Genomic DNA, 22,802 nt, shown 5'->3' on the forward strand with positions numbered 1-22,802 from the left:
ACATCCACGCCGAGGCCGGTTACGCCAGGGCCGTGGTCAAGACCTTCACCGGCGTGTCGGTGACCGACGGCAAGCTGACAATTGGGTTCTCCTCGGTGACAAACAATGCCATCGTCTCCGCAATCGAAGTGATTAAGGAAGATGCTACAACAATTACTTCTGCCGTTCTCACCAACTCAGGCGGCTCGAGCTACAAGGACAGCCAGTCCAGAACCTGGGCGGCGGACGCGGCCTTCTCGGGCGGGGTGTCCGGCTCGCAATCCATCAGCGTGAGCAACACCTCCAGTGACGCGCTCTACCAGCGCTACCGCTACGCCAGCAACGGGGCCCCCTTCAGCTACAACATCCCTGTGGCCTCGGGCCGCTACACCGTCAAGCTGCACTTCGCCGAGCCCTACTTCAAGAAGTCAGGCGCCCGCAAGTTCAACGTCGACGTGGAGGGCGCGCGCAAGTTGAGCAGCTACGACATCCACGCCGAGGCCGGTTACGCCAGGGCCGTGGTCAAGACCTTCACCGGCGTGTCGGTGACCGACGGCAAGCTGACAATTGGGTTCTCCTCGGTGACAAACAATGCCATCGTCTCTGCAGTAGAAGTAATTAAGGAGTAGAAACTTATTTTACCGAATGAGGCGATCTAAATAATTGTTTTAGATTAAGTTCATAATAACTAAGCGATGTAGGACCTACCTACATCGCTTTTTTTGTTAAATACAGTATTTTTCTGAGTCTTTGCTCACTTATAGGAAGTATATATCATTAGTTTTTTAATGTTCAATTGCATTTATGTTTTCATAACACTTAATGGAATTAATATTAACCTATGCATCTCATTTGGGGATCCAATGCATTATCAGCCTGATTGATCAAAGGATAACTTATTTCTTGTTTTTTCTTTACAAGTATAAATTCATTATCAGTAACTGCTAATTATATTCTATTTAATAAGCATTATAAGTCCTCTACTATATACCCTAAAGCAATAATACTACCTGACTACTTTAATTATAATTATCATTCTATTGACCAGTAGTAGGACTACTGATCTTATACCCTATAGGCCCTTAGGCCAGTACATTTCATTAAAAGCCATAAAAGACACAAGAATTTCGAAAATTAAATTCTAACTCAAATGGTACATATCGAATAATGCACAACGACAGACTATTAAATATTTTATATATATAAAATATAAAAAGCGAATTGATCTATTGTAAAAAAATACAAATAAAACAGCAACCATTCCAATATTATACGTAAATATCAATAGGCTGAAATAACATTATTAGTTTAGAAAATTACATCTAAACCTATTGAATATTATATACATCATAGATATATATAATAATATATTTAGGAATATTATAAGATTCATTAAAAATTTTGATCTGGATTATTGAATATTCTATTAGCTCTTGCTAGAGAAATCTCGCCTTTTGCAGACATCTTATATATCATTTACTCTTTGAATGCCTGGTTGTTACCATACTATACGTCTAATATAAAGCTAAAATGAAAAAGACATTTACAATTGAACCTAGAATAATCTTCTCATTAATTATCAATAGCCTATTCATTTTAACACTTGTTACTGCTATAAACAGCAGAACAGAAGGTGCTGACCTTAAAAATCTTGCAACAAGCTATCAAACATCTCCTGCCTTAATAAGTAACATATCTACAGGCTCAGGTAAGGCTTATACAACTACAGGTCTTGTTATAGGGGCCAAAACCTACGTAGATCGTACATATCAAGTCACTAGCTTACCCTCAATATTATCTGGATCTTTCATTTTACAGACAGCTAATGATGATAAGCAAAATACAAGTACTTCATTTCTTTCTTTTGACTTAAGTCAAAGTTCAACTGTTTATGTAGCTTATGATCCAAGAGCTACCTCATTGCCTAACTGGCTTAGTGGTTGGCAAAAGTTAAGTGACAGGATAGGTTTTAACGATCCTAAGATTAGTCATATGGATTTATACAGCAAAACTTTTCCAGCCGGGAAAGTTAGTTTAGGCGGCAATTTGGCGAGTCCAGCTTCAGGATCACAAACTAATTACTTTGTAGTCGCTAAACAATCTACATCGACTTCTTCGAGCCTAATTTCGGGGGTCTCCTCAAAAACTGGTAGAAATTATAATCTTACCACTCTAGCTGTAGGAAAAGAAGCGTATACGGACCGTACTTATAAAATAACAGGTGTTCCTACATCTTTGAACGGAATACCCTTTATTCAGACACCAAATGAGGACAAGCGGTCTACAAGTACTACGGTCGTATCATTTAACCTCAGCCAGACTTCTACCGTTTATGTAGCTTACGACCCGAGAGCCACAGCTTTACCTACTTGGCTCAGTGGTTGGCAGAAGCTTTCAGATAAATTATATTTCGACGATCCTGGCACTAATTACTTAGATTTATACAGTAGATCATTTCCTGCGGGCACAGTAAGCTTAGGAGGAAATATGGCTAGCCCGGCAGCTGGTTCACAAACAAATTACCTGATATTAGCCAAACAATCTACCACCACTGGTAACACACTTGCATTTACACCAAACACTTTAAATTATACAGTAGAACAGGGTGCAAATGTAACAAGTCAATCAACAACATTATCAGCAAATACTGGATCACCCAGTATTACCTTAGTCAAGTCAGAAGCTAGTTGGCTTACCTTACCTACCTCTTCACTAGGAACAATTTCTTTTGGCCCGTCAAATATCAGTTCAAATCTGACCCCAGGTGTATACCAGGCGACAGTGACTGCAAATGCGAGCAACTATCAGTCCGCCTCATTGCAAATTAACTTAACGGTTACTAAATCAAGTACTACAACCCAGGAAAAGAAATTTAATTTTCAACCCGCTGGCTCTTCTACACCGAGCGGTTATACCCAAGATGTTGGGCTAGCTTTTGATAATGGTAGAGGCTATGGTTGGGTAGATCCATCTACAAAACAGCCTAGAGATCTAACAGCTAATATGCGTCTCCGTTCAGGTACCGATGAGCTACGACTCAGAACATTATCTCAAATGCAAGCGTCCGATAAAGGACAACTCCCAGGAAGCTGGGAACATGTTACTGCTAATGGATCTTATAATGTGACAGTGAGTGCTGGAGACCCTAATTATTTCGATAGTAACCACCGTATAAATGTAGAAGGCGTCACTGCTATATCAAATTTCATACCTTCAACTTCACAAAAGTTCAGATCAGCAACTGTTACAGTTCAGGTTAATGACGGAAAGCTTACCATAGACGCTAATGGTGGAACAAATACAAAAATAAATTACGTCATTATCACGCCTGCATCTTCTGATGGTGACAAAATTCCACCTACAGTAGCTGTGAAATTAAGCGGCGTGTTGCTATCGCCGGGAGTTTATGCCAATGAAGCCACCATTGCAATTGAAGCATCTGATACTGGTGGTTCTGGTCTTGCTTCGATTCAGTACAGTCTGAATAATGGCTCTTATACAGCTTACAATTCCCCTTTCAAAATAAGTACTGCAGGCAGTTATACTATTCGGGCTAGAGCAATAGATGGCAATAACAACCAGACAATAACAGACATAACTTCTTTCAGTATCGTAAAGTCTTCCCAAAGCAATGCTTATATGGTGGTGGAGAATATGGACAAGTTCCAAGCACCGGACAGGCTGACATTCTCACTTCTTCAGACTCCTTGGAGGCGACAGAACGAGGATGGCTCTTATACACCCTATAATGCTAATCATAATAAGGTGAGACTTAAAATAAGTAACCGAGGATCGGGGTCTTTAACAGTTAGTGGTTTAACGTTTTCTAACACCTCCGCATGGAAGATTGCTACTCTGAATGGTTCAACTTATTCTAGTTCATCTTTGCCTATTACCCTGAATAGTGGTGCGTCAGTAGAGGCAGTTGTCGAATTCATAGCTAAGGATTTAGGAGGACGCGTAAAGCTGCTTAATGATAAGCTGTACATTTCATCCAATGACCCTAACACCCCATACAAGGAGATAAAACTTCATGGATTATGGCAATTTGAAGGTGAGGGGAATGATGAGCCTTATGCACAGGAGATCATCAATGCATTTGGCTTTAAGACTAAAGTAGGATTTAGTGCGACAGACGGCACCTCAAAAGGGAACACCGTAATTGCTAACTCTGATGAAATACTTTCAGCTTACTTCCTTCGTGCTGATGCGACTAAACCTGTACATGTCGTTCAGATGGCTGCCTATCACAGTTGCTGCTCCTCTACAGAAACCTTCCAATGGTATGACAAAGGGAGTACAACCAACAGAACTGTTTTCCAGCATAACACCCTGGATGGTCAGTCTCTATTACCAAGGCTAAGAAGTTCTTCAACTGATGTTGCGCAGGGAACGTTCTCACCTAGCGGCGCCTTTGGCTTTAAAACCAATAACTCTTATTCTGACCGAACAAAAAATTATGAAGGCAGAATAGGTATGCGTATTTGGAAAGCAGTTGATCAGGATGGCAATATCATTCCGAATGCCTATATCATAGGTATGGATTACCTTACATCTCCATTTGTTAATTACGACTATCAGGATAACATATACTATGTGAGTAATGTTAAACCGGAAGTGGGGGCTGTTTTCTATTCTGAACTGCAGGCAACACCATCAGCCTCAGACTTTGGCACATTATTAACAGGAGCTAGCAAGTCACAGACTATAAATCTTAAAAATTTAGGTAAAACTTATAGCAATGGAAGTAGCGATCCTTCCATAACAATCAGGAGTATAGAAATTGTAGGACCAAATAGAGACGAATTTTCGGCTTCTATGCCAACTACTACAACATTAACCCCACAAGCCACCACTGGCATCAATGCCGTTTTCCGTCCTTCCAGCTCAGGGATAAAGAACGCAGCCTTACTCGTGCATTATAATAATTCTATGTCACCTTTACGCATACCTCTTTATGGTATGGCTAATACAAGTAACAGCACGGTTAACATTACAAAGCGCATTAAGGGTGGGGCAGATACGAATGTAACGATTGGTGGCAAGTTATGGGAGGCTGACATAAACTATAGGAAAGGGAATATCAAGTTAGATAGACCAGGAGCTACTCCTATTGCCGGTACAGACGATGACCCACTCTACCAAACTTACCTATCCTCCAACGCTGATTTCGATGAGATCCGCTACGACATCCCAATTGCGAATGGCAATTACGCTGTTAGAATGCACTTTGCAGAGAACTTTTGGTCGGTAGCGGGTGCCAGGGTATTCAATATCAGTCTAGAAAATGTGACGCAGCTATTCAACTTTGATATATTCAATGAAGTAGGTTTTAAAGCAGCTCTGGTAAAAGATTTTGAAGTAAGTGTAACTGACGGTACTTTAAACTTGAAATTTAACCCTACAGCAAACAGACTGGCATTAGCTGGTGTAGAAATTTTCAGGATAGCGTCTGGCTCTAACTTGACAGCATCTCAAACTTCTTTAATCTCATCGACAGACAAGGTTTCAGGGAGCAATCAGTTCAACTTTAAGGTATATCCCAATCCTAATAAAGGTGAGAATCTCCATATTGAGATTGAAGGATTTGGTAGCAATGAGCATGTTACAATTCAGCTTTATGATGTGGCAGGGCGCACATTACAAGTTTCTGAACTGATGACTGATGCTAGTGGCACAAAGAAGACAGAATTAGTTTTCAGCAGAAAGTTGAGCAGAGGAATGTACATAATTAAAGCTAGCACTGACGCGGGTGAATCACACATGAAATTAGTTATAGAATAAGTTTCACCCATCTATCCTAGGGGGATTTTGGGAATCCTCCTAGGATAGATGGAAAACGCCACAAACCTCCTCTGTACTATTCTTTTAGCAGTTGCCTTAGCCACCGTGTTCTAAGCTGCCAAAGTGAAAAGGGAAACATAAAATTTCACTTAAAAATTTCCCAATATGAAAAAAACATCTACATCTGGTAAAAAGGCGATTATAAGACGCTTTGGCCTTACGCTACTCATCCCTGTTGTAGCTTATATGTTTAGTTTATCTGCTTTGGCTCAAAGTTGTCCACCTATTAGCCCAATTTCATGTGACAAAGTTCAGGTCGCCCTACCTTATAACTTAAGTTTCAGCAGCTCTGTTTCGGGAACTGTGCCAGATAAAAACGGGATCGGAACCGGCTTCACCATGGTCGACGCCTACTCCGGTTCCCGACATTCGGCCGACGGGAATCCTTCCAATACAGGTATGCCTGGCTATGAAGCCTCTAAGCTAACAGTAGCATCAGGCAGGCTTCAGATAGTGACAAACAAAGGAATTGCGGCAACAACAAGTAACAATCAGTTAAATGCTCTGGGCGTACGAATAGATTCACGTGCAAAGCTAAACGTAGAAGTAACACTCATTAATCCTTTTAATGGCACTTCATACCAACAAGGAGGTCTTTGGTTTGGGTTAAATGACAAGACCTATCTTAAAATAGTTGCTGTAGGCAATAAAGTAGAACTTCGAAAGGAGGTAAATGATGTAACTGCAGCCTCAGACCAACGAATCACTTCCTCGCTATCTGACCTCCATAATTCTGCCTTACGTTTAAGGCTGGAGATAGATCCTAATCTGAATGTGGCAAAAGGCTATTATACGATTAATGGAGGAGCAGAACAAAGTGTGGGTACAGCACTAAGTATTTCAGGTATGGGCATAACTTCTTCAACAGCCTTTGCTGGCATTTTCGCCACGCACCGTAACGGCACCAGTCCTGTTACCTATACCTTTGATGACTTTGCTGTAAAAAGCCAGACAACCACAGGAAATAATCATCCTACTTTCGTCACGAAAAACTACTCCTACTCTGTTTCAGATGCAGTAGCTCCAGGAAGCAATGTCGGTAGCGTGAAAGCAAACGATCCGGAGGGGGGGGCAATTACTTATGCGGTTGTAGCAGGAAACACTAACAACGCCTTCACTATTAGCTCGAGTACTGGGGTTATCTCAGTAAATAAAAAGCTTAATTATCATTCACAGGCAAACTATTCCATCAGAATCAGGGCTACAGACACCGGCGGACTTAGTGACGAGGCTTCCGTTAACATTTCGGTAAGTAATGGATCTTCCACTGCAAATTTTACATCAATTTCTTGGAGCACTGCTGCAAATCAACCATTCAATGTCAGCGAAGCCCAAGGTGAAGTTGTGAATGGAAAGCTCTATACCTTTGGAGGTTTCGATAGTCAAAAATCCTGCTGCACACCTACAAGCCGTGCATACGTCTATGACCCTTCACTTAATAAATGGACATCAATCGCGCAAATGCCTCCGATGAATGGCACTAATTATGGTGGAGTGACTCATGCTGGTTTTGCGACCGATGGAACTGATATATACTTTGCAGGCGGATACACTTCAAACGCTACCGGAACAGGTCAAATATTTGGAACAAAAGAAGTATGGAAATACATTGTTTCTGAAAACCGGTATGTAAGGCTCCCCGATCTACCAATTGTTATCGCCGCAGGGCAACTAGAGTATGTAAATGGAAAGCTGCATCATATAGCGGGAACTAACCAAGCACGCACCGCAGATTTAGGCAATCATTATGTTCTTGACCTAGACAATTTAGGTGCTGGATGGAAAACTTTAACATCTCTCCCAAGCCCTAGGCAACATGCAGGTTCGGCGGTATATGAGGGCAAAATATACTTCATTGGCGGACAAACTGGTCATGACAGTCATCTTGTTGCTTCAAAAGAAGTACACCGTTACGATCCTGGATTGAATAGTTGGGTAAAGGTAGCAGATCTTCCTGTTCCTAGCGGAGCTACAGGCCGCGGACATATTTCTTCTGCGGTTGTTGTAGTGGGTAATCGTATTTTAGTGCTCGGCGGAGAAACCATTCACAATAGTGGACGGACTAATATGGTGTCTGCCTATACTCCGGCCACAAATAATTGGCAAAATTTAACCAGCCTTCCTGCAGCACGTTTTTCCGGCGTCGCGGCTCTTCTTAACAACAATATATATTACACAGGAGGCTCTAGCTCCAGTACAACCTATAAAGGCATACCAGGCACAAGTGGCAGCACAAGTCAGCAAGTGGTAAGTTTTACGTTGATAAACGCAGATACGAAGCAAAATATACAAGTGCTTCAAAATGGCGCAACACTTAATCTATCCTCCCTGCCAACGAAAAATTTCAATATTCGAGCTAACACAAACCCTAGTTTGGTTGGTAGCGTGATATTCAACTTAAGTGGTGCGCAGGTCCTAAATGTGACAGAAAACCGGGCACCTTATGATCTAATGGGAGATGACGGAGCTTGGACACCGGCTGCAGGGAACTATACCCTCAAGGCAACGCCGTATACTTCGTCTAGTGGAAGTGGAACAGCTGGGAATGCCTTAACAATTAGTTTTTCAGTTACAAATCAGTCTAGTACTCCATCCAGTTCTAATTTGCTTAATGCTGGAGGTGGCCAGTACACCGACGGCCAGTCCAGGACCTGGTCCTCGGACAGCCACTTCACCGGCGGCGTGGCTGGCTCCAAGTCCTTCGACGTGGCCGGCACCGCCGACGACCGCCTCTACCTGGCCTACCGCTACGCGGCCGACGGGGCCCCCTTCAGCTACAACATCCCCGTCAGCGGGACCGGCCCCCACACCGTCCGGCTCCACTTCCTGGAGCCCTACTTCGGGGCCCCGGGCGGCAAGACCTCTAACCTGGCCGGGGCGCGCCTCTTCCACGTCGACGTGGAGGGACAGCGCGTGCTGAGCAACTACGACATCTACGCCCAGGACGGGGCCGGCAAGGCCGTCGTCAAGACATACGAAAACGTCTCCGTCAGCGACGGGGCCCTCACCATCAGCTTCACTTCCGTGGCTAACAACGCCATCATATCGGCCATCGAAGTCATCTCGGCGAGTGGCAATATTACAATGCTAAATAGGTTAGAAACTTCGGAAAAAGCGGAACTTGCGGGTGAGAGCTACCTGCGTGTACACCCTAACCCTAGCGAAAAGGGCGATCTATTTTTTGAGATTCAAGGCTTCGGAGCGCTCGAATCAGCCGAGATCACATTAGTTGATGTATCAGGACGTTCCTTGTATAGCGAAGTAACCAAAACGGATGGAAGTGGTGCTGCAAAAGGAAAAATAACTATACATAAAAATATAAAACCAGGTATCTATTTCCTCAAAGCTCAATCGAGCTATACAGTAAGATCAACCAAATTAATCAGGCAATAGAAGAAGCTGCAGCCATAGAAAATAACCTACTAAGTAATATCTATGGCTGCACATTTACTCGCTTGGCATCTTGTTATTCCGATGAATTTCCTTCAGTGTCTTATTAATTATTCTCCACTCGATGATGTTTACGCACTTACAAGCGGCATCCAATTATTTTGTTAAGTACCTATAAATTTTATCTCAATTTAATCTAAACATTTTCCTAACAAATCATGTAATACTAATTATTATAAGTTTACTGCAATTATATGTCAAAGGGGAAAGCTGTTTGGGATTGGGAAATAAACAGCAAAACAAGCTTTTGGGGTCACGGAATACCTGAACTTTGGTCGTATAGGCATCTAATGGTAGGATTAGTAAGGCGTCACTTCCTGCTTAACTACCAGCAGACTGTACTTGGACCATTATGGATACTTTTCCAGCCTATCTTGACTTTATTTACTTATGTATTAGTATTTAATAAAATTGTAGGTATCCAAACTGGTTCAATACCACCCGTTGTCTTTTATGCTTCGGGTATTGTACTATGGAATTTCTTTAGCGAAAGCTTCACTGGTACTGCAAGCACCTTTAAGGATAATGCGCAGCTTTTCGGTAAGGTATACTTCCCAAGAATTATCATGCCGATATCAGTAATCAATACCCATGCTCTGAGGCTATTGATTCAGCTTCTGCTATTATTTATGGTAGTTGGTTACTACAGCATATTTTCTAGTTTCTCAATACATTTTAATATATGGATTCTGGCTTTTCCTTTCACCATCATTCTGATAGGTATATTCGGATTAGCCTTAGGTTTGCTATTCTCGGTGATTACTGCAAAGTACCGCGATATTACCAACCTGGTAACACTAGGAGTACGCCTTTTTATGTTTATCACACCGGTAATTTATCCTTTATCGACTGTTCCAGAAAATCTGCGTTGGCTCGTTCAACTCAACCCACTGACACCCTTGTTTGAGTTGTTCCGCTTATCCTTACTAGGTGAGGGCTATATTACTTCTTATCAACTACTGTACAGCGTTGTAATTACTTTGCTTGTACTTGTTGGAGCAACACTTCTATTCAACAAACAGGGTGACAAATTAATAGATGTAGTTTAACAAGAATTTATATATCTAGGTATGCCTGAAGTAGTAATAGAGGTAGATAGACTTTACAAGAAGTACAATCTAGGAACAATTGGCACTGGTTCTTTCCGACAAGACCTGCAACGTTGGTGGACCACTGCTATCGTGAAGAAACAGGATCCATTCTTTCAAACAGATAATAGCCCAGAAGCCAGAAAGAAGTCCATTCTAGCATTACAAGACATTAGTTTTGAGGTAAAACATGGCGAAGCGATTGGTATAATAGGCAGTAACGGATCTGGTAAATCAACCTTACTTAAGATCATCTCAAGAATTGTTCGTCCGACACATGGAACTGTAAGAGGCCGAGGCAAAGTTAGTAGCTTGCTAGAAGTGGGCACAGGTTTTCACCCTGAGTTGACAGGAAGAGAGAACATTTATATTAGTGGCTATATATTAGGTATGAGTAAGGCTGAAATCAAAACTAAGTTTGATGAGATAGTAGCCTTTTCTGGAGTAAATGATTTCATAGACACACCTGTTAAAAGGTACTCGTCAGGTATGTATGTGCGTTTGGCTTTTGCCGTAGCTGCTCACCTCGAACCAGATATACTTATTGTGGATGAGGTTCTGGCTGTAGGTGATGCTGATTTCCAAAAAAAGTGCTTGGGCAAAATGCGGGAGGTTTCTCAATCCAATGGCAGGACTATTTTATTCGTGAGCCATAGCATGCAGGCCATAAAAAATCTGTGTGATAAAGCCATGTGGTTAAACAAAGGGAAGATGCAGGCTTTTGGAGAAGTAGCAGGAGTTGTAAACAAGTACCTGACAACTGTACAGCAAGCCAAATTAAAACAGAGTTGGGATGTACCACAAACTGCACCTGGAAATGAGTGGGTCCGTATGCGATCTGTTGAGCTAATTCCACATCTCGAAAATCCTGATGAGCCGTTGGATATAAGAGTTCCTCTTACTGTCAAGTTTAGTTTCTGGAACATGCATGACAACATGTACCTAAGTGCAGGACTACATTTATTTACTCCTGCCGGTGAATGTATCTTCGATGTACCCTCACCCTCCAGAATTTGTGACAAGGGAATAGTTGAAGGAGAATGTTACATCCCAGGTAACTTACTGAATGATGGGCCATATTATTTTTCTATGGTTATAGTAAAAGACACATCAGTACCCTTATTTAACTTCGAGGAATGCTTAACATTTGAACTTGACGATTATCGCGAAAATATACAGTGGTATGGGAAGTGGTGGGGAGCAGTTAGGCCAAAGCTGCCTTTTCACCTAACGCAAACTGAGTCTGTACTCCTTTAGTATTAACCTGCTCTATTACCACCCTAGCTATTACCACCCTAACCCGAATGGCATATGCTTACCTATCAAGATACTTCGCCTCCTCCCCTAGTGTCAGTAGTGATCCCATGTTATAATCATGGAAACTATGTTCGTAAAGCCATTGAGAGTGTTATAAAACAGACATATAGCAGGACCGAAATAATTGTAGTAGATGATGGTTCCACTGACGATACAAAAGACACTGTAGAGCGATACGCTGGGGTACGTTACATCTATCAAGAAAACCAAGGCTTATCCGCAGCTCGCAATACCGGAGCCAAGTATAGTACTGGTAACTATATCATGTTCCTTGATTCAGATGATTGGCTATACCCTAAAGGCATCGAAACAAACGTAAATTATTTGATACAGCATAGTGAAGTTGCTTTTGTATCAGGCATTTACGATGCTTTCTATGTAGACGAAAATACCATAAGTGAGGGCAAGCATATTGTAGATTCAGATCATTACTACTGCATGTTGCAAGGCAACTATATTGGCATGATTGCAACTGTGCTATTCCAGCAGTGGGTTTTCAAAGAGTTTTCCTACGATACATCGCTTCGCAATTGTGAGGACTATGACTTGTACCTTAAAATAACCAGAAAATATCAGGTATATCACCACCAGAATAAAATAGCTGCCTACAGATTACACGCTAAAAATATGTCTTCTAATATCCCATTAATGTTAGCGGGAGCGCTTCACGTACTTAAGCGACAGGAGAATCAACTAAAAACAATGTCTGAAAGGGAGGCTTATCTATCAGGCATAAAGGCATGGAAAGAGCACTATTGCAAGAAGCTATACCTTGAGTTAATTCGCAGTAGAAGAACAGCATCTCATTCAGAGCTCCGCTTATTATTCGAACATCACCCGAGGTTCCTTTCCAAATATATTTTAAATCAAGGCAAAGCCACTATGAAAGCAATGATCAAAAGGTTTATACCCGCTACCACGAGTAAGAGGTTACTCAACCGAATGGGGTTGTATAAGAAATTCACTCCTAGAGTAGGCCAAGTCGATTTTGGAGACTTTAACCGTGTGTTGCCTTTCAGTAATATGTTTGGATATGATAGAGGTGGCCCAATTGACCGTTACTACATTGAGAAGTTTTTAAATGAGGAAAAGGACTCTATCAAAGGGCGCATGCTTGAAATAGGAGATAATGCTTATACCCTAAGATTTGGAGGCAGCAAAATAGTTCAAAGTGACGTTTTACATGTAAACGGAAGCAATGAAATCGCCACCATTATTGGGGACATTAGCCATGCTCCACATATACAAGACAATACCTTTGATGGAATCATTCTGACACAAACGTTACACCTGATATATGATTTTAAAGGAGCTCTCAATACTTGCCATCGAATTTTGAAGCCAGGGGGAACTCTCTTACTTACTGTGCCAGGCATCACGCCCATAGATCAAGGTGAGTGGAATTCTATTTGGTATTGGTCGTTCACTGATAAGTCCATGAAGAAACTAATGCAGGAATCGTTTCCAAATTGTCCTTTCGAGGTGAAAACCTTTGGCAATGTATTGGCTGCCTCAACATTTCTGCATGGGATGGGCAGAACCGAGATCCCTCAGGAAAAACTGGACTTCCATGATCCACAGTACCAAGTCATAATTTGTGTGAAAGTTCAAAAGTCAACTGCACCATGAAATCGCAGCTACGTCATATTTACCATAAGTACATTAAGCCAAAGGCCATCGTGCTTATGTATCATCGCGTGGCAAACCTGGAGTCAGATATTTGGGATATCACCGTCAGCCCTTCAAACTTCGAACAACATCTTCAAGTAATAAAAGAACTGAAAAGTGTAGTGCCTCTTAATGTTCTGGCTCTTGATGTGAAAAAGAAAAACATCCGGAAAAATAGTGTAGCAATAAGCTTTGATGATGGTTATGCTGATAATTTTACAGAGGCCTGCCCCCTCTTAGAGAAATATGGTATTCCTGCTACTTTCTTTATTAGCTCTATAAATATTGACACATCTAATCTTTTTTGGTGGGATGAATTGGAGCAAATAATCCTCTACAAAGATTCTTTACCTCAGAGGATATCGATTGTTTTAGGTGAACAGCTGGTAGTGTACAACCTTCAGGAAGAGGCTATCCTGACAGAAAATAAAAAAAGTGAGAATAAGCGGTGGAAAGCATACTTGCAGTTGCCGCCATCAAGACGATGTGAGCTCTACTTAATATTGTGGCGACTTCTGAAACCACTGCCCCATAACATGCAAAAACAGAGCCTTCAAAAAATAAAGCACTGGGCAGGACTGCAGGAGGAATCCCTTATAGCATATCAGAGTATGACAGGCGATCAATTACAAGCCCTCTCGCGAAACAAGTTATTTGATGTAGGGGCACACACCACCTCGCACCTCTCATTGCCCTTACATACCCGTAAACTACAAGAGTCTGAAATAATTGAGAATAAGAATTTCCTTCAGGCCTCAATAGGAAAAAACGTAAAGCTATTATCTTATCCTTACGGGGATTATAATGATATGACAGTGGCAGCCACTGCGAGTGCAGCCTTTGACGCAGCCTTTACAACGGCTGAACAGGTTGTTACAAACCACTCCAATCAATTTCTTATTCCTAGATTTCAGGTAAAAAATTGGGATGGAAAGGAGTTTCAGCAGCAACTAAATAAATGGTTATTAAAATAAACCCTTAAAGTATGGCAACTACTTTGAAGCCTAAAGTCTCCATCATTACCTGTTTTTTTAATACAGAACAGTTTATAGTAGAAGCCATAGAAAGCGTCTTGAGCCAGACATTTACTGATTGGGAGCTATTACTTATAGATGACGGCTCTACTGATGCTAGCACTCAAATAGCTAAAGGGTATGCTTCAAAATATCCTGGTCACATACGCTACTATGAACATGCTGCACATATAAATAAAGGGCTTAGCGCCAGCCGAAACAAAGGCTTGAGCGAGGCTTCTGGTGACTTAATTGCATTTCTGGATGCCGATGATGTGTGGCTGCCGGATTATTTGCTAAACCAGGTTAATCTGATGGAGCAGCTTTCTGTAACTATGGTATGTGAAGCTACTGAATACTGGTATAGCTGGAGTGATGCATCCAAAGAAGATAAACATACACCTGTAGGGGTAAATGCCAGCACTGTCTACAACCCGCCGCAGCTCATGCTAAGTTTATATCCTTTAAATACAGGTGCTGCCCCCTGTATGTGTAGCATACTTATTAGAAAGGATGCTTTGTTAAAACATGGTGGCTTTGACGAATCTTTCACTGGAATGTATGAAGACCAAATATTTCTGAGTAAGATTTATATGAATGAGCCAATTTATGTATCGCATTTATGTAATAACCGATACCGTCAACGCCCAGGCTCTCTAGTTAATTCTTCTACTAAAGCAGATTATCATCAAGTAAGAGCACGTTTTCTGTACTGGTTTCAGATGTACTTTTCTAAAAAGTCTCTGGAAAACCCTTACATATCAAAGTCACTTAAAAAGGCTCTTTGGCCGTACCAATACCCTATGCTCAACAAATTAATGAACATGAAATATAAAAGCTTAGGAAAGAGATTGAAGAGAATCTTATTTGGAAGGCTTAGGCTTGCAATATTATAACATAGGAGGGCTCATACGATGCCACTAGTTACTGTTTTAATGCCAGTTTATAATTCAGAAAAATACTTAGCTACAGCTATAAATAGTATTCTGAACCAGACACTCCACGATTTTGAGTTTCTAATTATTGATGATGGCTCCACTGACAAAAGTATAGAGATTGTCAAGCAATATGATGATTCACGCATCCGGTTTTATGAGAATACAGATAATCTTGGAATAACAAACACATTAAACAGAGGAATTGAGCTTGCATCTACTCAGTACATTGCAAGAATGGATGCAGATGACATCAGCTACCCTGAGCGCTTGAAACTTCAGTTTGAGTATTTAAAAGAGAACCCAGCATGTGCTTTAGTATCTTCTCATGTCGAAGTCATATCAGAGAATAGCTTGTTGGTTCATGAAGAAAGATACAACGCTAAATATTTTTACTATAATCTCATCTTCTTCAGCGGTATCTGCCACCCTTCTGTTATGTATCGAAAACACGCTGTACAAAATGTGAAGGGATATACTGCTGCTTATGCTGAGGACTTTGAACTATTCTGGCAACTGTCACGAAAGTATGAGATGCATAACATAAATCAAGTATTGTTAAAATACCGTCTCTCTGAACAAAGCTTGCACCAGAAAACCAAGAAATTAGAGTATGAGCAAGCTCACCTTGAGCAGATGATGCGGAACATTAGATACTATACAAGTAATGATTACACCATCCCCACAAGCTATCTGGAGTGCTACAGAAACAATTATACACCGCTTTTAAATGACTTCACATTAAGTAACCTTATATCATGCATCGAAGAGTTAGACTTTATAACAAGATGCGTGATCAAAAAGGAATCATCAAAACATAGCATCCTGGACATTCAAAATGCAGCCTCATGTAAAAGGAAACAGATTATAGCTTTCTTTTCGCAGCACCTTACTTTATCAGAAAGAACCAAATTACTTTTTCATACTAAGTCACCTAAACAAGTTTTGAAACATGTTCTACTAGGTAATTAAATATCGTTGAGCGGACTGTATTGATCACAAAAGAAGTTTTTCTCACAAAACAATTCTAAGAATTTATCCATATTTTGTTTTAGATTATTTAAAAAGATCGCAAAATATTACAGTAATGCATCATATAAATCCGTATAAGAGCAATTGTTAATCAACAAGTTTTATGAACCGAGTACCTATATCGCCCCCTGCAATACCAGTACTATCTGCAGTTTATAAAAGGCCGCTATGGTCAGTTATGATACCGGTTTATAATTGTAATCAATTTTTAAAAGAAACGTTGGAAAGTGTTTTATGCCAGCTGCTGCCAGAAGGAGAAATGGAAATCGAAGTAGTGGATGATGCCAGCACTGATACTGACGTTGAGGTACTCGTGAAGCAAGTTGGCAAAGGGCGGATAAAATACTACAGGCAAAAGGAGAATGTAGGTAGTCTAAAAAATTTTGAGACATGCATTGTTCGCTCAAAAGGTGAATTGATTCATATTCTACATGGAGACGACTTGGTTAGACCAGGTTTCTATGATAAACTAGGTTCCCTTTTTAATAAGTACCCAGAGGCTGGAGCTGCGTTTTGCAGGTATAACTGCATTGATGAAAATGGTAAGAGCTTATATACAAAAAGCCCTGAAAGTAAACACGATGGCATATTAGAAAACTGGCTTTTTACTATTGCGGAACGCCAGCACATTCAGTATGCTGCTATTGCTGTAAAAAGAGAGGTTTATGAGAAGTTAGGATCTTTTTATGGTGTCAATTATGGCGAAGATTGGGAAATGTGGGTACGTATAGCTAAGCATTACCCTATGGCCTATACACCAGCTATTTTAGCTGACTATAGAAAGCATGTTAATTCAATATCAAGTAATAAATATCTTACGGGTCAATATTTAAAAGATATTTCATTTGTAACAGAACTTATACAAAACCATTTACCATCTGAAAGCAAAGAATCTATCTTAAAGAAATCAAGAAAATACTATGCATCCTATGGTATAAAAATGGCAGGCAATACCTGGACAGCACTAAAAGATAAGCAAGCAGTAGATGCACAAATTAAGCATGCACTGACCTTATACAAAGGTCCATGGACATATTGGCTGACAGCTAAATTATACTTCAAATTAGCCCTGTCTAAACTATGGCACTCGGTATCACAGTTGTAATTTGCACATATAATGGCTCAAGGTTACTACCAGAGACTATTAGGCATATAGCGCAGCAAAATGTAAGCCCTGATATATCGTGGGAGGTGATTATTATTGATAATGCATCAACTGATAACACATGCAGTATTGCCTTAGCAGAGTGGCAAAAGTACTCCAACCCTGCTCCGTTTAGGGTTGTAAAGCAACCGAAGCAAGGCATCACTTTTGCGCGAAAAATGGGCGTTAATAAAGCTAGGTATGATTTCATTTTGTTTTGTGATGATGATAATTGGTTAAGCCCAAACTATGTTGCTTTGTCTTATGAGATAATGCTCAACAACCCTACGATTGGTGTACTGGGCGGCCATGGCGAATTAGTATATGAGGTCCCTCCACCAAGCTGGGTATCTAAAATGAGCCTGTTTGGTAATGGAGCTCAGGCCGAAGCGTCTGGAAAAGTAACACGAAATTTAGTATATGGTGCCGGCTGCGTAGTCCGAAAATCAGCATACCTAGAAATCTATACATTTGGGTTTAAGCCAATGCTTGTAGGTAGGCAAGGTAAAAATCTTACCTCTGGTGAAGATTATGAAATATGTTACTCAATTGCTTTAATCGGCTATGATATTTGGTACGACCAAAGGCTAACATTTAAGCACTTCATGCCTAAAAACAGGCAATCATGGGATTACCATATCAAGTTTTTTAAAGATGGTGCAGGAAGCCATGAAGTGTTATTTCCATATCAATTCGTACTTAATTATGGGTGCAGAAATTTACTCCTATTCCACGTTAGGCTAATCAGGGTTATGCTTTCAAGCGTAAAACTATTCTTAAAGCTTAGTTTTGAAAAGACTCTGCTACATCCTCTGTCTGATGATGGCAAGATTAATAAATTAAGGCTAATCGCTGTAAAAGCTAAAATTCAAAGTAGTGGCAGGTACTACGAATTGAAAAAAAATTTCTTGACTATTCTACACCTAAAAAAAGACTTTGAGCAAAATATTTCGATCAAGCAGGCTGATAATTTTTATAAAGAAGGTAGAGCTTACTCAAAGAAGATCAAAGTTTTACTGAACTAAATTTTAAAGATAGAACTGGCTCTATTTTATCCCCTAGACGTATTCTTGAGCTCTAATAGATATTAGTCAACCATTTAGTATATGCATTATTCACAAAGCTCAGAATAATTTAAAGCAATGTACCTTGCGTTAAAGCCCAATAGAAATTATTATCTCTATCCAGATAACCAGCTTCTTTATAGGCAGTTACAAAATATTCTTCCAATTTTCCAGTACAATACTCCAATTATAGTTTATATCTAGTTATCAAAATTAGTACAATTCTAACATTTCTGTTGATACCCAAAGACAGAGATCTAGATAATTATATTTGATGTTAGAATATAACCTTTATATATTATAGCACGTTATACTATATTAATTAAGTAATAACTATTTGTCATTTAATAATAAAATTTAATCCAAATAAATCTTAAACTGGATAATCTTTTCTTGACAAAAATCAATTTTCTGTAACAGTGTTTATACTACCTTAAATTCACCCTAAGGAACAATACCTGATTTAAAATGAAACTACTCTTCGTTCTTGAGCTTGGTTTACTGCATTACCGCATACCAATTATAGATCAGATATCAAGGTCTGAACACATCGAACAGTGTGATGTAATTCATACAGAAGAGTACACAGGTAAAAATTACCACTTTAGAGAATTAAAAACGGAGGTTAGAAATTACGGCAAAATAAAATTGTTGCCAGATGTCAAGCACCTAAAAGATAATTATGACATCATCGTTTTCTCATTCAATTTATGGAGACCTAACTGGTTTTATACTTTATTTAAAAGTAGAAAAGCAAAGTACATTCTTTGGGGACAAGGCTTTGGAAGAAGCAACAATTATTTAGTAGCCAGAATGGCAAAAATTGCCTTCGCTCATTGGGCTGACGCTCTAATCTTTTATACACCCAGCGGCTGCGACGACTTCAACCGATTTGGGGTTGGACGGCATAAAATGTTTGTTGCCCAGAACACACTTCATGTCGAGAACGCAGGCTTAACCAGCACTACTTTTAAAAAGGATCTTCTTTATGTAGGTAGAATTCAAGAGCGTAAAGGGATAGATCAGCTTATCAGGGCGTTTGCTTTAATTTCAGATGAGATTCATCATTCTATAAGCATCAGGATAGTAGGGGATGGTGACATAACTGATTTACGGAGAATTGCTACTGAACATAAGGTAGAAGACAGGGTTATCTTTGAACCAGGAGCTTTCGATGCCGAAGAACTGAAAGCTAAATTTGCTAGTGCCCTAGTGTATGTCTCACCTAATCATGTGGGACTCGGAGTGGTACATAGTTTTGCGTATGGAGTCCCAGTTATTACGAACCGGAACAGGAAGCATGCACCGGAGTTTGAGTATTGCGATGCAAGCAATAGCCTTGTTTATGAAGGAGGTATAAGTGAATTAGCAGCTGCTTTAAGAGAAATCTGCAACAATAAAAAACTACAAGAAGAGCTGTCTGACGGTAGTTATAACTACTACAATAAGCATTTGCAGGCTGGTACAATGGTTAATGGATTTTTATCAGCCTTTGACTTTGTATTAAACAGACGCAAAATGATTGCCTAACCAATAAATCATCAATTCAATTTTAACCAACCAAATCTAATAGGTGCAGAACTATGATTGTTTCTATTGTTGCAGGTGCACGTCCCAATTTCATGAAGATTGCACCTATTATCGAGGCCATTCAAGTAGCTAAAGAAAGGGGAGCCGATATTGGCTACCGCTTGATCCACACCGGACAACACTATGACAAGAAGATGTCAGGTGACTTTTTTGAGCAGCTTGGCATACCTCTACCAGATACCAACCTGGAGGCCGGAGGTGGAACTCAGGCTGAACAGACTGCTGCCATTATGGTACGATTTGAAAAGGAGCTAATTGCGCACATGCCGGATTTAGTACTTGTTGTAGGAGATGTTACCTCAACAATGGCTTGTGCTATCACTGCTCAAAAGTTATGTATACCTGTTGCACATGTTGAGGGGGGTATACGGTCCGGTGATTGGACTATGCCAGAAGAGATCAACCGGCTCGTGACGGATAGTATTACTAACTACTTTTTCACTACATCTGAGCACGCAAATGCTAACTTAAGAAACTCTGGTGTATCAGAAGACAAAATATTTTTTGTTGGCAACACCATGATAGATACGTTGTTAAAGCAGACACCCAAATTTATCAAACCCCAATTCTGGGATCATTATGGCTTAGCAGAGAAAGAATACTTGATCATGACACTGCATAGACCTTCCAATGTTGATGATGCAGTTCAATTACAAAGTATTATCAGTGTACTTGAAGCTGAAGAAAACTCGCTGCCAATCATCTTCCCGATACATCCAAGAACACGGAGCAACATCGAAAAATTTGGGATAAAGCTTGACAAGGTTATAGCTGTAGACCCACTTAGCTATTTAGAGTTTAATTATCTGGTTATGCATGCCAAGGGAGTCATAACTGACTCTGGGGGTATAACAGAAGAAACAACTGTTATGGGACTACCATGCATGACACTCAGGAACTCTACCGAGAGGCCTGAAACCTGTACCCTCGGTACAAATGAGCTGTTGGGCAGCGATCCTCAGATGTTGGAGCAAGCGCTTGTTCGTCTATACTCCGGGAATTGGAAAAAAGGCAGCATTCCCCCTCTGTGGGATGGCCATACAGCAGAGAGAATTGTCAATCATCTGTGTGAGATTTTTCAAGTTAAAAGTGAAGAAGCTGTCTCTGTATTATAATACGATCAGGTATCTGAAGATTAAGCAACTGGTCTATCAAGTCACATACCGGCTTAGAAAAGCTAAGCCTTTATATGCCTATATACAAGAGAAAGATCCTGCACATCTTAAGCAACTCAATTTTTCTGATTACCTATCGAGTTTTACATATGCTACCCCTGATGGTAGTTTTAACTTTATTAATCAGGAAGTACACTTCGGAGAAAATATTGATTGGTCGTACTCTGAAAATGGAAAGCTATGGAATTATAATTTACAGTATGCCAATTACCTTCTGCAAGAGGAAATTCCATTGGCTATAAGGCTTCAGTGGATTCGTTCCCTTTACGAAAGTTTAAACAAATCAGAAATTTCCCTGGAGCCATACCCTGCCTCCATCAGGATAATGAATTTAATCCGACTAATCTGCCGCCATAAACTAAACGAAGAGGATCTGCTGGTCTCTCTACGGGCAGAGCTAAACTTTCTATCAGGAAGAGTTGAGTATCATCTTTTAGCAAACCATGTTCTTGAAAATTCTTTTGCCCTGCTCATGGGTGGTGCCTTCTTCGAGGAGCCAAACTGGTTAACAACCGGCCAAAGTATTCTATTAGATGAAATGGATGAGCAAATTTTAGAAGATGGGGCTCACTATGAACTGAGCCCAATGTACCATCAAATCATACTGCATCGGTTACTTGAACTAGTAGATTGGTATCAGTCATACGATGGTCAGAATGAAGCATTCCTAGAAATTCTAAAATCGAAAGCAAGTAAGATGCTTAGTTGGTTGGCTAAAATCACGTTTAAGAATAACCAAATTCCTTGTTTAAACGATAGTGCCCCTAACATTACTTATGACACAGAATCACTACGCAATTATGCTTTATTTCTAAACATTGAATCAGATACTCCGCGTCCTCTTTCATCTTCCGGATACAGGAAATATGAGTTCGGGGACTATGAATGTCTTGTAGATATGGCAAACATTGGCCCTAGCTACCAGGCAGGGCATGGACATGCAGACGCTTTGTCTTTTATCCTGCACTATAAACAGGTTCCACTGTTTGTTGAAGCAGGTACATCAACTTACCAAGCAGGCCCTATCAGGTCTTACGAAAGATCCACATTTGCGCATAATACTGTCGTTATCGATAACGCTGATCAATCTGATGTGTGGGGTAGCTTTCGATTAGGGGATAGGGCGATAACCAGTATCAATTCTGAAACGAAAAACAGTATCGAAGGCGAACACGACGGATATGAAAAAAGATACGCGATAAAACACAATAGAAAGTTTTCATTTGACCGATCAACTATAACAATACAAGACAGATTGGTGGGCAAAAAAGCTTCTGAAGCTATTGCTTTGATTCACTTACACCCTGCAGTAACATTTAAAGTAGAAAGTTCTAGGATACACCTGGATACAATAGGAACGATCAGTTTCAAAAACGCGCTCCGTATCGAAACAGCTCCCTATCAGTTTGCTTCAGCTTTTAACACCTACCAAAAAGCAACAGTTTTTAAAATACATTTCAAAAATGTGCTTGATACAGTTATCGAGTTTGAATAAATGACTTA

The 22,802-nt window shown here is 40.3% G+C and carries 14 protein-coding genes; all 14 read left to right on the plus strand.

What is annotated here, in order from left to right:
• Nucleotides 1-608, plus strand: a 608-nt coding sequence (locus BD749_RS12735; protein ID WP_218972550.1) for a malectin domain-containing carbohydrate-binding protein, incomplete at its 5' end; no start/stop codon positions are given.
• Between the two features lie 901 nt (nt 609-1,509).
• Nucleotides 1,510-5,763, plus strand: coding sequence for a malectin domain-containing carbohydrate-binding protein (locus BD749_RS12740; RefSeq protein WP_101444813.1), 4,254 nt, complete (start codon nt 1,510-1,512; stop codon nt 5,761-5,763).
• A gap of 165 nt (nt 5,764-5,928) precedes the next feature.
• Nucleotides 5,929-9,216 carry a malectin domain-containing carbohydrate-binding protein gene (locus tag BD749_RS12745; RefSeq protein ID WP_101444816.1) on the plus strand — a complete coding sequence of 1,096 codons (3,288 nt, stop codon included), beginning with the start codon at nt 5,929-5,931 and terminating at the stop codon, nt 9,214-9,216.
• A 251-nt stretch (nt 9,217-9,467) separates the two neighbouring features.
• Nucleotides 9,468-10,322 (plus strand): ABC transporter permease, encoded by an 855-nt coding sequence (locus BD749_RS12750; RefSeq protein ID WP_101444819.1) that lies wholly within the window; start codon nt 9,468-9,470, stop codon nt 10,320-10,322.
• Nucleotides 10,323-10,343: 21 nt separating this feature from the next.
• Nucleotides 10,344-11,618, plus strand: a complete 1,275-nt coding sequence (locus BD749_RS12755) for an ABC transporter ATP-binding protein (RefSeq protein ID WP_101444822.1) — start codon at nt 10,344-10,346, stop codon at nt 11,616-11,618.
• A 54-nt stretch (nt 11,619-11,672) separates the two neighbouring features.
• A complete protein-coding gene (locus BD749_RS12760) occupies nt 11,673-13,307 on the plus strand; it encodes a glycosyltransferase (protein ID WP_101444825.1) in 1,635 nt (544 codons plus the stop codon).
• Nucleotides 13,304-14,320: a polysaccharide deacetylase family protein gene (locus tag BD749_RS12765; RefSeq protein ID WP_101444827.1), complete on the plus strand. Its 1,017-nt coding sequence runs from the start codon at nt 13,304-13,306 to the stop codon at nt 14,318-14,320. The genes BD749_RS12760 and BD749_RS12765 overlap by 4 nt, the downstream gene beginning before the upstream one ends.
• 11 nt (nt 14,321-14,331) lie before the next feature.
• Complete coding sequence (locus BD749_RS12770) at nt 14,332-15,255, plus strand: glycosyltransferase family 2 protein (RefSeq protein WP_101444829.1); 924 nt, start codon at nt 14,332-14,334, stop codon at nt 15,253-15,255.
• Between the two features lie 18 nt (nt 15,256-15,273).
• Nucleotides 15,274-16,266 carry a glycosyltransferase family 2 protein gene (locus BD749_RS12775; RefSeq protein WP_101444832.1) on the plus strand — a complete coding sequence of 331 codons (993 nt, stop codon included), beginning with the start codon at nt 15,274-15,276 and terminating at the stop codon, nt 16,264-16,266.
• A gap of 163 nt (nt 16,267-16,429) precedes the next feature.
• Complete coding sequence (locus BD749_RS12780) at nt 16,430-17,431, plus strand: glycosyltransferase family 2 protein (protein WP_245869167.1); 1,002 nt, start codon at nt 16,430-16,432, stop codon at nt 17,429-17,431.
• A complete protein-coding gene (locus BD749_RS12785) occupies nt 17,407-18,495 on the plus strand; it encodes a glycosyltransferase (protein WP_101444836.1) in 1,089 nt (362 codons plus the stop codon). The genes BD749_RS12780 and BD749_RS12785 overlap by 25 nt, the downstream gene beginning before the upstream one ends.
• 507 nt (nt 18,496-19,002) lie before the next feature.
• A complete protein-coding gene (locus BD749_RS12790) occupies nt 19,003-20,064 on the plus strand; it encodes a glycosyltransferase family 4 protein (RefSeq protein WP_101444838.1) in 1,062 nt (353 codons plus the stop codon).
• 53 nt (nt 20,065-20,117) lie between these two features.
• On the plus strand, nt 20,118-21,239 hold the full coding sequence (wecB, locus tag BD749_RS12795) for a non-hydrolyzing UDP-N-acetylglucosamine 2-epimerase (protein ID WP_101444841.1): 1,122 nt from the start codon (nt 20,118-20,120) through the stop codon (nt 21,237-21,239).
• Nucleotides 21,214-22,794 carry an alginate lyase family protein gene (locus BD749_RS12800; RefSeq protein ID WP_180336407.1) on the plus strand — a complete coding sequence of 527 codons (1,581 nt, stop codon included), beginning with the start codon at nt 21,214-21,216 and terminating at the stop codon, nt 22,792-22,794. Before wecB ends, BD749_RS12800 begins: the two co-directional genes overlap by 26 nt.
• The last annotated feature ends 8 nt before the right edge of the window (nt 22,795-22,802 follow it).

This window comes from Pontibacter ramchanderi, assembly GCF_002846395.1.
GTDB classification, from domain to species: Bacteria; Bacteroidota; Bacteroidia; order Cytophagales; family Hymenobacteraceae; genus Pontibacter; species Pontibacter ramchanderi.